The sequence below is a fragment of the Pseudomonas sp. PvP089 genome, from assembly GCF_017875165.1.
GTDB classification, from domain to species: Bacteria; Pseudomonadota; Gammaproteobacteria; order Pseudomonadales; family Pseudomonadaceae; genus Aquipseudomonas; species Aquipseudomonas fortuita.
In genome coordinates this window covers 686,961-703,174 of record NZ_JAGGME010000001.1, presented here as the reverse complement: position 1 = coordinate 703,174, position 16,214 = coordinate 686,961, and the positions used below count along the sequence as shown (strand labels likewise).

Genomic DNA, 16,214 nt, shown 5'->3' with positions numbered 1-16,214 from the left:
TGCCTCACATCTAGATCATGTCCCCCTAGGCTTAGCTCTTGCAGTTGCTTGTGCGACAAGGGGATCGTCAGGCCAGAAATGCTTGGGGTACCTACCCTTCAAATCCTTCTTCACCTCAACGTAAGTGGAAGCCCAGAAGTTCGCCAAGTCTTGAGTAACCTGAACCGGTCGGCGAGCAGGCGATAGCAAGTGCAGCTTGAGCACTTGGCGACCATTAGCAATGCGCGGCGTATCCGCTTGCCCGAAGAGTTCCTGTAGCCTCACGGCAAGTACAGGGGGACGCTCACCATAGTCCACACGGATGTTCGATCCCGAGGGTACTGCAATCGTCTGAGGCGCCTGTGTGTCTAACTGTTGCGGCAGAGGCCAGGGCAACAAGTTGCGAATGATGCTGGACAGATCGAGCTGGCCAAAATGACTGAGCCGGGTCACCTTTCCCACGTATGGCCCCAACTGCGGATTCCACGCCATTCGGACACTCAGCCCACGCTGATCCGGACACCTGTTCCACGCTCATTCGGACAGGCAGTCGGAGCGCAGCGACGCAGGGGTGGCATTGTTAGTCCGGGTTGGCTGGCGTCGTCAATTTCTGCGTCCGTTTGCGCATTGATTCACCCTTCAGATTGATCCGATAAGCGTTGTGCACCAGGCGGTCGAGGATGGCATCGGCCAGGGTCGGATCGCCGATCAGTTCGTGCCAGTTGTCCACCGGCATCTGGCTGGTGACGATGGTCGAGCGCTGGCCGTAACGGTCGTCCAGTAGCTCCAGCATGTCGCGCCGTTGCTCGCCGGTGAACGGGGCCAGGCCCCAGTCGTCGAGGATCAGCAGGTCGGTCTTGGCGTAGCTGCTCATCAGCTTGGCGAAGCGGCCGTCGCCATGGGCCAGACCCAGTTCTTCCAGCAAACGTGGCAGGCGCAGGTAGCGCACGCTGTAGCCCTCCCGGCAGGCCTGGTGGGCCAGGGCGCAGGCCAGCCAGGTTTTACCGACACCGGTGGGGCCGCCGATGATCAGGTTGAGGCCGTCGCGCAGCCACTGACCACTGCTCAGTTGCAGGATCAGCGCCTTATCCAGTCCGCGCGGGCTGCGGTAGTCGATGTCTTCGAGGCAGGCGTTGTGCTTGAGCCGGGCCTGGCGCAGGCGGCTGCTCAGGCGCTTGTCATCGCGTTCGGTCAGCTCGCGGTCGACCAGCAGGCCGAGGCGTTCTTCGAAGCTCAGGCTGTCGATGTCCGGGGTTTTCAGTTGTTCATTCAGCGCCTTGAGCATGCCGTGCAGGCGCAGGGTTTGCAGCTTGTCCAGGGTCGGATGGGGCAGCATGGTGGGATTCCTTGGGGTCAGTGGTAGTAGGCGGATCCGCGCAGGTTGGCGTGGTCGTCCGGTAGTAGCGGCAGGTTGGTTTGAGCTAGCGGCAGGTTTTCCAGCCCCTGGCGCAGGATCGATTCGAGGCTCTTGTAGCTGCACGTGCCGAGGCTGATGGCGCGACGGCAGGCCAACTCCAGACGCGCCTCACCGTGGGTTTTACCCAGGCGCAGGATGCCCAGGCAGGCCCGGTAGCCCTGCTGCGGATGGATGCGCCGTTCGAGGATGTGCCGGATCACGCCGGCGGTGTTCGGCCCGGTCTGCTCGGCCCAGCGGATCAGCCGTTGCGGCGTCCACTCGGCATGCTCGCGATGGCTCTTGGGCATGTGCTCGGCCTGCGTGCTGTGCCTGCCCTTGTGCATTGAGCGCAGGTGGCTGGCCACTCGCTGGTTGGCGTGGAAAAACTCGACGGTGCGCGCCGTCAGGCGCACCTCCAGCTGCTTCTTCACCAGTTGATACGGCACCGAGTAGTAATGCCCATCGACCTCGACGTGGTAGTCGATGTGCACCCGCGCCTTCTTCCACTCGGCGTAGACGTAGGGTTGCTCCGGCAGGGGGCGCAGCGCCGGACGATCCAGGCTGTCGAAGGCCGACTGCCGGGAGCCCGGCAGCTTCTTGAACGGGCGTTGGTTGAGCCGCTCCAGCAGCCCGGCGATGGCCGTGTTGAGTTCATCCAGGGAGAAGAACTGCCGATTCCTCAGTGCGGCGAGGATCCAACGCTCGACCACCTGCACGCCGACTTCGGCCTTGGCCTTGTCGCGCGGTTTGCGTGCCCGCGCCGGCACCACCGCCACGCCATAGTGCTCGGCCAGATCGCGGTAGCTCGGGTTGATGTCCGGCTCGTAGCGGTGACTCTTGCTCACCGCGCTGCGCAGGTTGTCCGGCACCACGATCTCCGGCACGCCGCCGAGGAAGGCGAAGCAGCGGGCATGGGAGCCTAGCCAGTCCGGCAGCTGCTGCGACCAGGTGGCTTCGGCGAAGGTGTAGCTGGACGCGCCGAGCACCGCGACGAACACCTGCGCCTGGCGGATCTCGCCGCTGTGGCGATCGATAACCGGCACCGTCTGGCCGGCATAGTCGACGAACAGCTTCTCGCCGACGCGGTGCTCCTGACGCATCACCACGTCCAACTTGCCCTGCCAGGCTCGGTAGTGCTCACAGAACCAGCTGTACTGAAAGCCCTGAGGCTGGCTCAGGCGGTACTCCTGCCAGAGCAGCGCCAGGGTCACCCCGGGGCGGCGCAGTTCGGCATGCACCCATGCCCAATCGGGTAAAGGCCGCTTCTCACTGGCAACCGCCGGGGCCGGCGGGAACAGTTGCTGCTCCAACTCGGCATCGGACAACGAACAGGGCCAGGTGAGGCCGCTGGCGGCAAAACGGCAGAGGTAATCACCGGCACTGCTGTGGCCAATGCCCAGGCTGCGGGCGATCTTGCGCACGGACAGGCCGCAGTCGAACTTGAGGCGTAACACCTCTCGGATTTTACGCATGGATAAACGCTCCACAACGACCTCTCTGCTTCGAAAAAGAGATCGATGGTAGTGAATAAATCCTGCGTGGCTGCCTGCCAGAAAAGTGTCCGGATGACCGTGGAGTCGGTGTCCGGATGCTCGTGGAATGAGTGTCCGGATCAGCGTGGAATCACTGTCCGGATGCGCGTGGAATGGGTGTCCGAGTCAGCGTGGAATCCGCACCCAACCACTCCTCCAGCGACTGCAGCAATGTTTTATCACGTAAATCAGGCCACGCACTCTTACTACCAGCTTCCTCATCAAGCACGCGCAGCAATTCGACCCTCGCCTGCCACTGACGGAGCTCAGGTGTCCACGGCAGAAGCTCCAGCCCTTTTCGACGCACGTAGTTGAGCAACGCTTGAACTCGCGCTTCATCACCTAGGTTCGTTAGCGGCGCGCGGGACAGAACCAACTCCCCTACTTTCACTTGTCGCTCAGCGCGGAGTCCCCCCTCCCGCTCATCCCATTCAAGTTCATCTACTTGGCTGACCTGGTCTTTCAAGACAGTGTCGAACAACGCTTCGTCTAGGTCGGCAGCGAGGTATATACGTTCCTCACGCTGGCCTTGCCGGCTACCCAAGTCGGCAATCACCAGCCAAGAATGCTTCATCAGTGCATCGGTCTCGGTGAACATCGCTGCACGACCATTTGCCAATCGATATTCAGCTCCACCCGCACGACGCTGTTGAGCGACCCTGTCGGGATACGCCAACGCAAGAAGGCAGCCCACCCACCTCGGGTGGTCTGAATCAGCGACTGATTGCGATCCTGAGCCACGCAAGAATGACCGATACTGCCTGGCGAGTTGCTTCGCACGTTGAGCACCACCTTGCTCACCTCTTTGCGCACGTTGCTCACCAGATAGGATGGCCAAACGACTATGAAGGTCTGCTCCGCCACCACGCTGAATATCGCGCTCACCGAGCAATGCTGCGATGTTGCACGCTGTCTCAGTCAGTCCCAGCTCGTGACCTCGCAGCAGGAGATGAGCAATCCGTGGATGACTCGGCAGCTCGGCCATCGCTTGGCCGTGCTTAGTAAGTTGCCCATCTGGTTGCAAGGCGCAGAGCCGTCGAAGCAAATCGTTCGCTTGCGAGTAAGCAGCTGCAGGTGGGGCATCAAGCCACTTCAGGTCACTTGGATGAACGCCCCATTTAGCAAGCTGCAGGGCTAAACCTGTGAGATCCGCTTGTTGAATTTCGGGCGAACTGAAACCCGCCATTTGGTCGTGCTGGGTTTCAGACCAGAGTCGATAGCAGACACCCGGTTCCAGTCGACCGGCACGCCCTGCCCGTTGGGTGGCACTGGCCTTGGATATCCGCTGAGTATCCAGCCGGGTCATGCCACTGCGAGGATCAAAACGCGGAACACGCTCAAGGCCAGCGTCGATGACCACACGCACACCGTCGATGGTCACACTGGTCTCTGCGATATTCGTGGCCAGCACAACCTTGCGCATGCCTGGAGGGGCGGGATCGATTGCAGCTCGCTGATGATTAAGATCGAGCTCGCCGTGCAGCGGGCAAAGCAGCGTGTTTTTCTGCAGCGACGGTGAGGCATTGAGCCCTTCCTCAAGCCCTGACAACACGCGGCGAATTTCGGCCTGGCCGGGAAGGAAAACCAGAAGGCTGCCGGCCTGATCGGTGAGGGCGTCCAGGCATGCGCTGATGACCCGGGGCTCGATGTACTCACCCGGTTGCTGCGGCTTGCTCCAGATGGTGGTGACCGGGAACATTCGACCCTCGCTCGTCACGATCGGAGCGTCATTCAGCAGGCGCGACAACCTTTCACCTTCGAGCGTTGCCGACATCAGCAGCACCTTCAATGGAGCATCGTCCCGGAAAAGCTCGCGCCCATTGAGCGTCAGCGCCAAACCGAGATCGGCATCCAAGTTTCGAAGGTGGAATTCGTCGAAGATCACCAGGCCGACACCTTCGAGGGCAGGATCGCTCTGCAGGCGGCGCGTAAGAATCCCCTCAGTCACCACCTCGATACGGGTTTTCGGCCCGACCTTGCTATCGAGGCGAATCCGATAGCCCACCGTTTCGCCAACCTTCTCACCAAGCTCGCTGGCCATTCGCTCCGCAGCGGCGCGTGCGGCAAGACGACGTGGTTCGAGCATGATGATCGTTTGGCCCTGCAGCCAGGACTCCTCGAGCAAAGCGAGCGGGACTTTCGTCGTTTTACCTGCACCAGGTGGCGCCTGCAGCACCACCTCATTGCGTTCGCGAAGGGCTTTGAGAAGAGCTGGCAACGCAGCGTCAATTGGCAACGAACTCATGTGTACTCCTGCTTAATGCTCGGCAGTATACAAGCGTTCGATAGGAGACAGAGGGCAGGTGAAGTCGGTGAAAAAGGGCGACCTTGGAAAAGCTAAGGCGACCTTGCTAGGGGCGCCTCGCCTAGCCGGCGCTACTCTCGCTTCGGCATGGTCTTGACGTTGGATAGACGCTTCAACTGATCCTCCAAAAGCCTCACCCGCTCTACAAGCTGGATGTTGTGCGTCATCACTTGATACAACTGCTCCCGCACTACATCCAGCTCACTACGAGCCTTGACGACCTTATCGTTAGCGCGCTTTATCTGAAGAGTTTTTGAGGCAGCCAAGTTACCGAAGCTAGTGCGGAACGCCTCAATCTGAGCAATCAATGCCTGGTGACTGGGTCTCTTTCTCTTGAGGTAGCCTCTGTCGAAACCGGCCTCAAAGCTGACGATCCCAGCAGTGATCTTCGTGCCATCAAGTCCAACGTGAGCAGCAACGTGAGGCTTCCCAGCCTTAAGACGCTCAAATGCCTCTACGCAGGCTTTTACACCATCACTCGCCATCTCAGGCTACCTCCACTGCTGGAATGAGACGCTCCCTGAATTTTCTCATATTGCTCAGCTCATACTGTACAACTTGATACTCACCACTTCCGGGCTCATACAATTCGAGATCACGCTCGTTATCCTCGATAGCTTCGTCGAGTTTTTCCTTCTCGATAATGCCATCAGCGCAACTTAGACAGCTCACAGCCGCACCGAGTAGGAAGTGCTCACATTTGCCAGTTCGTGTGCATGCACCTAGCAAGGTCGGACGGTATGAGATCTTGCCATCGGCAGCCTGCCTCTCCGTTTCCTTTCGCATGTCAACTATATGCACATCACCGCTTTCTAATTTGCCACGTTGATTTGAAATATAGCTACCAACTCCACCAAACAGAGGAGCGTCATCTCCAAATGCATGTGCCAAAAGATCATATGCGATGTTCATTGGCACACCGGTCTGCACCTCAAAGAGAACGTGAGTCTTAGGAAGTACGTACTCACCCTTCTTCTCGTCATAGTATCCAAATATCGTTTTGAGAAGCTCAAAGTTATTGGCATAGTAACGTGTCATCTGAGTGCACAAATGCTTGAACTGCTTCCTAAGGCTAGGCATGGATATGAAACCACTGCTGCTGCCATAGAATGCCAGTGACCTACGAAACTGATGGCTAGTGAAATTCCATGGGCTCCCTACCTGGAAAAATTTCTCATTTGAAAAATCACGACTGGGGTCGGTGAGCTGCAACTCTTCTAAATCAGATGGAGTTATAATAAACCCTTCCAGCAGGAAGTCCGGCTTCGAAACATCATTCCAAAACGGTACGCCGATTTCAGTTTGAGCACGATTAATGATGGCCGGATTTAAGAATAGCGGCATTGCTTTAGGGTCAACACCGTACAACTTGGAAATACCACGACATATGGCACGGGCCACCTCTACCGCGCGAACAGCTTCATCAGTGGCTAACCAAGATACTGTTTTACGATACCCGGTAAACTTAGTAGTGGTAGACAAAACCTTGACTATGATGGGCTTATCCCGTGCCAAGCCACCCTCATCGAGCGTAGCTGACACCACTTCGTCTTGATCGATACAATCGTAAGGCAATCGCAACACCTCCTGGTCTCTCATGCCTGTATACAAATGAATAACCGTCTTAGCTACCCACTGCATCTTCAAAACAGTTGATGACAAAACGCCTCTTCCTGAGCATGAGAAATCACCACTGAACAGAGACTCTATCTTATGAATCTTCAAAGTTTCTTCGAAGACTGGCTCATAAGATTTAGGGGCTTTGTTTCCATTGACCTTTTTTTGGTGATAATGAGTATACCCGTAACGAGGATTATCGAACTCGCCCAAGTACTGCTCAAGCGGCTCGCGATGATCATAAAGAACATCAAGAGACAGACCAAGTGCATTGATTACAGCAAGATAGATTTTGGTCGGAATCACAGGGTGCTGTTTAGCGTCTTCATCAATATCGAAATCGATATCAAATACCCCCTGTAACTTATAGCCAAGCCGATCCTCGCCCACGCTCACCAGATGGCCGAGAAGGGCTCGCATCAGCTTGCGCTGCGTGCTTCCAACCTCATTAACCTTCATCCAGCGAGCGTATGCCGTCAAGTAGGCAGGCGTGGTAAGAAGCTCTTGTAGGGAAATCACTCCCGCCAGTTCACCAGCACCCTTCTCATAGCAAAATCGCGCAGCGGTACGCAGTGTTAGAAAATACTGTGACAGCATACTTACGCTCATCCGACCAATATGGCCAGTGCTGACAAAAAAAAGCAAACAAAAAAGAATCCACTTGATCTCCTCGGTCAGTGAGTTTTGAGCTGTGCCACTTGTGCCAAACACGCCATCAAAGCGAATGGCCCAGATTTTGTTAGCTCTAAGCCGCATTGGATTGAAGTCCCAATAAGGCTTACCAAAGACAGCTGTCGGGTTTCCCTCAAGATCCCTACAAAGAACAAAGTCCGCCGAAGGCCTCCAGCTTTTGCCATGCGATTGCTGAATAACTTCTGCAACCTGTAACCCCTGATTCAATTCATCAAAAAAGTTTTTCATCAGATGTAGATCCCCATTTTCTCATAGCGTTGTAAGCGGCGCTCCCAGAAAGGAGTGAGGATACCCAGTTCAAAAACCTTCTTATTCATAACCCCTATCAAATCAGACGCACTCTTGGATCTTTTTGAAATCCCCTCCAAAATAAAACTAATACGGACGATTACGCCTTTTAAAACTTCTTCGGAGAATTCAAAATTCGGAGCATTTTCCCTAATGGCTTCGACTACATATTTGAAGCTCATCAGCTTATGGATATCAGCCTCATCAGAGTGCACCAAGTAATGTATACAGTACAAACATCCATACTGGCTATTGCAATCAGGTTCAATAGTAACCACGGGAATTTCTGCCACTGGATCATTCAAACCGTCACAGTGGCCTGCAGCAATAGGTATCCCTCCCACTTGGCTTTCAGAACTAAAGCGCTTGGCTGCTTCCAGCATTGAGGCCCAGAACCCTCCAAACTCTTCCTTCTGCTGTTTATCAGTTACTCCACTGTAAAACTGCGCATTCGTGCGCTCAGTATGGTTAAGCACTGCACTCACCAGCATTGGCGAATGACGCAGATGGTGCAGAGTCAAACTCTTAAACTTGCGGACAAGCCTAGGTGGAATATTCTTCGAACTATTACTAACAAAAACCCCTTGCAATTTGTTATAAAATTTCGTGGAGAAATTATTTTCGAGACTAGGGAAATCAGTGGACGGCAGCCCTCGACCATCAACTACATGAAAGAAAAGCAGTTCTGATGAGCGGCCGTTCAGGATCCAGCTACGAAACTCAAGATATTCGCGCAGAAGCTTCATGCCAGGCCCTCTGCCTATAGAGTAGTTAACTACTAACCCCTTCGCTCTCAATTTCACTGCTGACAGCTCTTTTTTCAAAGGAGAACGGACAACTTCAAGGGCGTCTTCGTAAAGAAACTGTATAACCTCACCGGAGTTGGCTCCGACCACTAAGTTTATAAGACACGCGTAAGCCTTCATGGCGAGGCCTGCCAGCCTTACCCTAAATTGATGATGGGAATCCGCATTTGCATCATCAATCACACGCTGAGCTCGCTTAAGAGTTTCGCGCAGGTCAGCTAGTCTAGCCTCAGGTTTAGCTATACTTAGCTCTTCGATAGTAAGGAGGCGGCCCTCTCGGTAATCGTACGCAGAATAACCATGTTCACCCTCTGTCAATGGAGTAATGAATTTACCGGTACCTGGAAAAAAATACGTATGATATTCGTTGGTATCGAATCTTAGAGGGAAGGCTTGAAAACCCACCAAGAACCTTGATACAGATAGCGCAATATTTAGTGTGATGTCTATGTATAGCTTTACGTCGTCTTCATCAGGCGGTTCCAGACCTTCACGACGATTTTTTATTGGTGGAGCACTTGCGATTATGTACCCATAGTCTTCCGGAAATTGCAACGCCAGAACTCTACGAAGAATAGTTTGACGGGCTTGGCAACTTAGTGGCTTCGCTTGGCCACTGGCGATTTCCTGATACAGATAGCTGGTGAACGCCATATATGCACGCTGAGCGCCTTCAGGCGTACACATTACATCACGGTAACCATACCCATCGCACCAATTTATTGCGTACTCAAAATTCTTTACGTCAGTCTCAATGCTATTCCCTTTAGTGCCTGACGACCACATTTTGTCAAGCCAGGCGATGACCATCTTCCGTCGACTAGGAATCAGCGAGCTCTCATCCACCCAATATCCAGCTCCCCGTATTTTTTCACGCACAGAATATACGAACACGCCGATATCTAAGGCCGAAACTCGATTTGACAGTGAAAGAGCTAAACTCTCAGGATGGAGAATCTCATGTTCTTGACCAACATAGGACAAATCAATAGCGTGGATTTTACGAGGCACACGATTAGCCGACATCAACATTATCCAAAATCAAGTCACTGTAACCAGACATTTTGAAAAGCACATTCTCGTAGCTTTCTTGAGCACTGATCTTCTCGGACGTCATCAAGAACAATTTAAGATAGTTCTCCGTCGTCTCACGCCTTTCATGATGAAGCCGAGCTTGAATAATTGTGATTTCTTCTCCGGGCTGAAGTGTACCGTCAGCTATCCGGGGAACTAGTCGTTGATAAATCTGATATGCATACGTCGCACGAAGCCAATGGTATGTAAATTCCGTGGAAAGCTCTTTATTCGCTTTTCTTAAAAGTTTTTTCTTCAATGTGTTCGCAACAGCACCTACTGGTCGTGACTTCGCGTACATGTACCTCGGATCCGTCGACGCCATGTAATAACAATTACACTGCTCAGACAAGAAAACATACATATCCTTATCATCAATTTTTTCAAGCCCTGGATGGTTTAGGGTAAACTCAGATTGGAATTTTTCACGCCTTTTTATAGCAAAGGGGCTTCGCAAATACGTCAGCAAGTCCTGAGCCAATTGCTGAGGGACATATAGGTTTTGAGCCTTACTAAATTTAGTGTCGATCCCAGTACCAGGGCCAGCCTTCAAAAGATAGGAGCCATCTGGCTGTAGCAACCCATTCGCTAGCGCTTCAACATGCCTCACTCTCAGCGTCAGCACGGTTTGTTTGCGCGCGCCTGTCATAAGCGCGAACAAGACGATCAGTCGCTCTTGAGCTGTCCAAGCGTCGCCTTCAATTACTTTCACAACATGCGCTAGCTCAACATTCGTTAAAGGCCGTAGAAGCTCACCTTCATCATTAACAAATCCAGCTGGCGTAGGGGCTTTCGGCGCTAATGCTCTGGTTTGGCTACGTTTTTCTACAGTTACCTTCTTTTGGAACCCGTGAGCCCCTTCAATATAGATACTTATTTGCTTAACTGTATCAACACGTTCTATATCTAGATCATGCCAAAATCTAGACACATACTTGTAGAACTGATAAACCACACCCGTATATTGATTGGCAACCGCCGCACCGCGATTTGGATTATCGAGCAGATATCTGTGGTATTTGTATGTTGGTCGCTGCGGAAGGCGTCGCCCAGAAAAGTCCAGCCAGTCGATACCATGGCTTTCACAAAACATCAAATAATCGAGAAGGCGACTTGCCTTTCTTCTCGCATCATCTGTTGGGCGATTCTGTGCATGCTTGTTCTGAATCAAACTAAGCAGGAAAGAATTTGCCTCTATCCACGGAGTGCCATCTTTATGAAAGATAAACGGCAGATTATATACAGCCCTAGTGAGCGCATCAGGAAGCGCCGCCTCATTTACTTGATAAGCAATGATACTTTCACTAATGCCATTAATAGTTACTGGCATTGAATTAGAAGGTTCATTACTAACGTGCAGTTCAGCAAAAACTTCGCTGACTTCGGGGATTATTACAATGCGGCCTTTGTGTGCCGGATTTTCAAACGCTGCCACCAAACCGCCCCACCCATTCTTCGAGTGTCAAGCCTGAATGTTATGCGTAAGAAAAACAAGATATCAGTCAATGTCAGAATGTTTCACGATAAACACTTTCATTTAACGAGACATGATAGCTTGGGGTACCGCCCTTTCAGGTCTTTCTTTACCTCGGCATAAGTGGTGCGCCAGAAATTGGCCAGGTCCTGGGTCACCTGCACGGGTCGGCGTGCCGGTGACAGCAGGTGCAACTTGACCTGCTGCCGGCCATTGGCAATGCGCGGGGTGTCGGCAAGGCCGAACAGTTCTTGCAGGCGCACGGCAAGAATCGGCGGGGTTTCGCTGTAGTCCAGGCGGATGTTCGAGCCGGACGGCACGGCCAGATGCGCGGGTGCCTGTTCGTCCAGGCGTTGCGGCAGCGGCCAGGGCAGCAGGTTGCGCAGTATCGACGGCAGGTCCAGCGCGCTGAAGTGGCTGAGGCGGGACACTTTGCCAAGGTAGGGCTGCAACCAGTCTTCCAGGCTGGCGAGCAGCGCCTCGTCACCCAGGTCGGGCCATTCGCTTTGCCCGCCCCTGTCCAGGTCCAGCTGGCGTAACAGTGCCACCCGTGCCTGCCACTGGCGCAGTTCCGGTGTCCATGTCAGCAGGTTCAGGCCTTTGCGTCGTACCAGGCCGAGCAGCGCTTTGGCGCGCGCTTCATCACCCAGGCCGGTCAGTGGTTCGCGGCTTAGTATGAGCTCACCCACTTTGGTTTGGCGTTCGGCACGCAGCACCTGCTCGCGCTCGTCCCAGTCGAGTAGATCGACGCGTTCTACCTGCTCGGCCAGCACATCATCGAGCAGCGCCGGGTCGAATGCTGCCGCAAGGTAGATACGCTCTTCGCGCTGGCCCTGGCGGCTGCCCAGGTCGGCGATCACCAGCCACGGGTGTTTCATCAACGCATCGACCTCACCGAACAAGGCTGCACGGCCGTTGGCCAGACGATACTCGGCGCCCCCTTCACGCCGCTGCTGCGCAACCCGGTCGGGATAGGCCAGCGCCAGCAGGGCCCCAAGCCAGCGCGGGTGATCAGGGTCAGCGACGGCGGCTTTGGCCTTGCCGCGCAACAGGCCACGGTACTGACGCGCAAGCTGCCGGGCGCGCTGCACGCCACCCTGGCCGCCTCGGCTGGCCTTGGTCTCGCCGCTGATCAACGCCAGCCGGCTGTGCAGGTCGGCACCGCCGCCACGCTGGATATCCCGCTCGCCGAGCAACGCCGCCACATCACAGGCCATGGCGGCCAAACCCAGGCCCTGACCACGCAGCAACAAATGGGCGATACGCGGGTGAGCCGGCAGCTCGGCCATGGCCTGGCCGTGATCGCTGAGGTTGTCGCGGCTGCCCGGTTTAAATGCCCCCAGGCGCGCCAGCAGGTCCTGAGCCTGGGAAAACGCTGCGCTGGGCGGTTGGTCGAGCCAGCGCAACTGATGAGGTGCGACGCCCCAACGCGCCAGTTGCAGGGCCAAACCAGCCAGGTCGGCCTGGAGGATTTCGGCGCTGCCATGGGCAGCCAACTGGTCATGCTGGGCCTCGGACCACAGCCGGTAGCACACGCCCGGCTCCAGCCGGCCGGCACGGCCGGCGCGCTGGGTGGCGCTGGCGCGGGAGATACGCTGGGTGTCCAGCCGGGTCATGCCACTGCCAGGATCGAACCGCGGCACCCGGGCCAGGCCGGCATCGATCACGACGCGCACGCCGTCGATGGTCAGGCTGGTCTCGGCGATATTGGTGGCCAGCACCACCTTGCGCAGGCCCTTGGGCGCCGGGTCGATGGCTGCGCGCTGGGCATTGAGGTCAAGTTCGCCATGCAGCGGGCACAGCAAAATCTCCGGCCGCTCGCCCAGTGCCTCCTGCAGGCTCTGGTGCACCCGGCGGATTTCGGCCTGGCCGGGCAAGAACACCAGCACGCTCCCCGTCTGCTCGGCCAAGGCCTGCAGCACGCTGTCCACGACCCGTGGCTCGATGAACTCGCCCGGCTGGAAAGGCCGCCCCCAGCGGATATCCACCGGGTGCATGCGGCCCTCGCTGCTGACCACCGGGGCTTCATCCAGCAGCCGTGACAGGCGCTCGCCCTCCAGGGTTGCGGACATCAGCATGATCTTCAGTGGCGGGTCGTCACGCAGCAACTCACGGCCATTGAGGCTCAGGGCAAGGGCCAGGTCGGCATCCAGGCTGCGCTCGTGAAATTCGTCGAAGATCAGCAGGCCCACACCTTCCAGCGCCGGGTCGGCTTGCAGGCGGCGGGTAAGAATGCCTTCGGTCACCACCTCGATACGGGTTTTCGGCCCGACCTTGCTGTCCAGGCGAATGCGATAACCCACCGTTTCACCGACCTGCTCGCCCAGTTCACTGGCCAGCCGTTCGGCCGCCGCCCGCGCCGCCAGGCGCCGGGGTTCGAGCATGAGAATGGTCTGCCCGGCCAGCCACGGCTCGTTCAGCAGCGCCAGCGGCACGCGGGTGGTCTTGCCGGCGCCGGGTGGCGCTTCGAGCACGGCTTCGTGACGGTTTTCCAGGGCTTGGCGCAAGGCAGGCAAGACGGCATCGATCGGTAATGAAATCATGGTGGTCCTCGAACAATCTGGCGAGTATAACGGCGAACCCAGCCTGCTCTATCATGGTCTTAAGCTTCAGGCGCAGGCGCTTCGCTTGCCCTGCTGAAAACCCTCTCGGAGATTTACATGCGCATCCCATCCCGCGTCATCGGCGGCGCTCTCATCGCCACCTTGCTGACCCAGCTGACGGCCTGCGGCACCATTTTCTACCCGGACCGGCGCGGCCAGATCGGCGGCAAGATCGACCCCGTGGTAGCCGTAATGGACGCCATCGGCATCCTGTTCTACGTGATCCCGGGGCTGATTGCCTTCGGCATCGACTTTGCCACCGGCGCCATCTACTACCCGGGTGGCCGCACCGCCCAGGTCGACCCGGCCAAGCTGCAAGAAGCGGTAAGCCCCGACGGCAAGGTCGACAACCTGAAGTTGCAGGCCATTCTCGAAAGCGAACTGGGCCAGCGCCTGCCGCTGAACGACCCACGGCTGATCCAGCACCGCGGCAGCGTCGAACAGCTGGCCAGCCTGGGCCTGGTGCCGGCAGCCTGAACCCCACACACGGACTTGACCACGGATGATCACCCCAGCCGAACACCAGCGCCTGCTACGCCTGGCCACCCGCGCCTCACTGGCGGTGGCCAGTATCCTGGTGCTGAGCAAGGCCCTGGCCTGGTGGCTGAGCGGCTCGGTCAGCCTGCTGGCCGGGTTGACCGACTCGGCACTGGATGCTGTCGCGTCGTTTATCAACCTGCTCGCCGTGCACTACGCCTTGCGCCCCGCCGACGACGACCACCGTTTTGGCCATGGCAAGGCCGAAGCCTTGGCCGGTATGGCGCAGGCGCTGTTCATCGGCGTCAGTGCGGTGCTGATTGGCGTGCAGGCGGCCGAACGCCTGCACACGCCGCAGCCTTTGGGCGACACCGGTGTCGGCATTGCAGTGATGCTGCTGTCACTGGTGCTGACGCTTGCCTTGCTGGCACTGCAGCACAAGGTCATTCGCCTGACCGGCTCCACCGCAGTACGGGCCGACTCCCTGCACTACCGCTCGGACCTGTTGCTGAACAGCAGCATTCTGCTGGCCCTGTTGCTGGCACGCTTTGGCTGGCCACAACTGGATGCACTGTTCGGCCTGGGCATTGCCTGCTACATCCTCTGGAGCGCATTGCAGATTGCCCGCGAAAGTACGTCGATACTGATGGACAAGGAACTGCCCGGCGATGTGGGCGAAGACATGAGCGCGTTGGTTCTGGCCATACCCGGCGTGAAAGGTGTGCATGACCTGCGCACGCGGGTGTCGGGTAATCAGTGGTTCGTGCAGTTGCATCTGGAGCTGCCGGGGCAGTTGCCGCTGCATGACGCGCATGGGTTGTGTGTGGAGGCGTCGCGGGTGATCCGCCAGCGTTATCCACAAGCGGATGTGATGGTGCACGCCGACCCGGTGTGAATCTGCAAATCGCCGGCAAGCCAGCTCCCACAGGCGTGACCGGCCTGAGGGCATGCGCAATACCTGTGGGAGCTGGCTTGCCGGCGACAGGGCCGGGACCGACAGCACAACTGGCTTAGTTGATGCTGTAACCCCGGCCACTGAAGCAGGCACCCAGCGCCCGGCGATAGGTGTCGAGCACATTGGCCGCCGGTGCGTAAGTCGCCGTCGCCGGGTCGAATCCCGACTGGCTCACCGCCCAGCGATGGCACTGGTAGCGGTCCTGCTCCTGCTGCTGTTGCCCCTGCCCGTTCATCGGGTAAGCCACCACGTCGTACCCGCCGTTGGCCGGTGACACCGGTACGGGTGCCGGCGCGATGGAGGGCGGGTTGACCACCACATACTCCTGGCTGTCAGCCAGATACTGGTAATAGGTGTCCGCCACCAGGAAGAACAGCGCACCACCCAGCCATACCTCCTGCGCATAGGGCGGCAGGTAATTGATCCGCACGCCGTAAGGCGGCGTCACCACGATGTAACTGCCGCCATGCGGGCGATACCAGTAGCCACCGGAGTAGAAGTAGTCAGCACCACGGTAGGGCACTTTCCAGTAGCGGTCGGGGAAATGATCCACCGTGTGCCCCGGGCGATACTGCGGCCCAGGCCCCCAGCCGTTGCCATGGCCATCCGGGCGCCCCTGCCAATCACCACCCGGGCGTTGCCCAGGGCCGCCGGCTTCCCATTGACGGTTATCGCCATGGCGCCGGGGAATGTCCTGGTAGTAGCCCTGCCTTGGCGGCTGGGTCTGGCGCACTTCGTCGCGTGAGTTCAGCGAGCGGCCGGGCATACCATCTGCTTGCCCTTGCTGGCCTCGTTCGCCATGCCCCTCAACCGGCCCTTCGGCCAAAGCCCCCAGGCTGATGCTCAAACCTAGCAAACCAACACCTGCCAACTGCCAGATGCGCGACTTCATGGTGTTCCTCTCGGTAGAAAATGCTGCAATCACAGCCAGTCTACCGTGACGGCCACCCAGGCCAATTAAATTTCCAGACAGAAAAAAGGGAGGCCGCAGGGCCTCCCTTCTGAAATTGTCGTC

The 16,214-nt window shown here is 57.0% G+C and carries 10 protein-coding genes and 2 pseudogenes; 2 read left to right on the top strand and 10 right to left on the bottom strand.

The window, feature by feature from the left end; genetic code table 11:
- Positions 1–15: 15 nt before the first annotated feature.
- From J3A71_RS03165 to hrpB (J3A71_RS03125), 9 genes and pseudogenes are all read right to left on the bottom strand, one after another.
- Positions 16–444 (bottom strand): annotated as a pseudogene (locus J3A71_RS03165) (ATP-dependent helicase C-terminal domain-containing protein); the annotation flags it as partial.
- 115 nt (positions 445–559) lie between these two features.
- Entirely contained in the window at positions 560–1,315 is a 756-nt protein-coding gene (gene istB, locus J3A71_RS03160) for an IS21-like element ISPpu7 family helper ATPase IstB (RefSeq protein WP_019437637.1), read from the bottom strand.
- A 17-nt stretch (positions 1,316–1,332) separates the two neighbouring features.
- Positions 1,333–2,847, bottom strand: a complete 1,515-nt coding sequence (gene istA, locus J3A71_RS03155; RefSeq protein WP_019437638.1) for an IS21-like element ISPpu7 family transposase — start codon at positions 2,845–2,847, stop codon at positions 1,333–1,335.
- Between the two features lie 202 nt (positions 2,848–3,049).
- Positions 3,050–5,152: pseudogene (gene hrpB / locus J3A71_RS03150) on the bottom strand (ATP-dependent helicase HrpB); the annotation flags it as partial.
- Between the two features lie 131 nt (positions 5,153–5,283).
- Positions 5,284–5,697 carry a hypothetical protein gene (locus J3A71_RS03145; RefSeq protein WP_028698522.1) on the bottom strand — a complete coding sequence of 138 codons (414 nt, stop codon included), beginning with the start codon at positions 5,695–5,697 and terminating at the stop codon, positions 5,284–5,286.
- A gap of 1 nt (position 5,698) precedes the next feature.
- Complete coding sequence (locus J3A71_RS03140; protein ID WP_028698521.1) at positions 5,699–7,750, bottom strand: integrase; 2,052 nt, start codon at positions 7,748–7,750, stop codon at positions 5,699–5,701.
- Positions 7,750–9,642, bottom strand: coding sequence for a hypothetical protein (locus J3A71_RS03135; protein WP_028698520.1), 1,893 nt, complete (start codon positions 9,640–9,642; stop codon positions 7,750–7,752). Before J3A71_RS03135 ends, J3A71_RS03140 begins: the two co-directional genes overlap by 1 nt.
- A complete protein-coding gene (locus tag J3A71_RS03130; protein WP_028698519.1) occupies positions 9,632–11,125 on the bottom strand; it encodes a site-specific integrase in 1,494 nt (497 codons plus the stop codon). The genes J3A71_RS03135 and J3A71_RS03130 overlap by 11 nt, the downstream gene beginning before the upstream one ends.
- Before the next feature lie 98 nt (positions 11,126–11,223).
- Complete coding sequence (gene hrpB, locus J3A71_RS03125) at positions 11,224–13,707, bottom strand: ATP-dependent helicase HrpB (RefSeq protein WP_095116501.1); 2,484 nt, start codon at positions 13,705–13,707, stop codon at positions 11,224–11,226.
- Positions 13,708–13,824: 117 nt separating this feature from the next.
- Here hrpB (J3A71_RS03125) and J3A71_RS03120 point away from each other — a divergent pair, with 117 nt between their 5' ends.
- Positions 13,825–14,244, top strand: coding sequence for a polyribonucleotide nucleotidyltransferase (locus tag J3A71_RS03120; RefSeq protein WP_096426820.1), 420 nt, complete (start codon positions 13,825–13,827; stop codon positions 14,242–14,244).
- Positions 14,245–14,269: 25 nt separating this feature from the next.
- Positions 14,270–15,139 carry a cation diffusion facilitator family transporter gene (locus tag J3A71_RS03115; protein ID WP_016489329.1) on the top strand — a complete coding sequence of 290 codons (870 nt, stop codon included), beginning with the start codon at positions 14,270–14,272 and terminating at the stop codon, positions 15,137–15,139.
- A 115-nt stretch (positions 15,140–15,254) separates the two neighbouring features.
- Here the strand turns inward: J3A71_RS03115 and J3A71_RS03110 are convergent, their stop codons facing one another.
- Entirely contained in the window at positions 15,255–16,091 is an 837-nt protein-coding gene (locus J3A71_RS03110; protein ID WP_096426821.1) for a DUF6515 family protein, read from the bottom strand.
- Positions 16,092–16,214 lie beyond the last annotated feature (123 nt).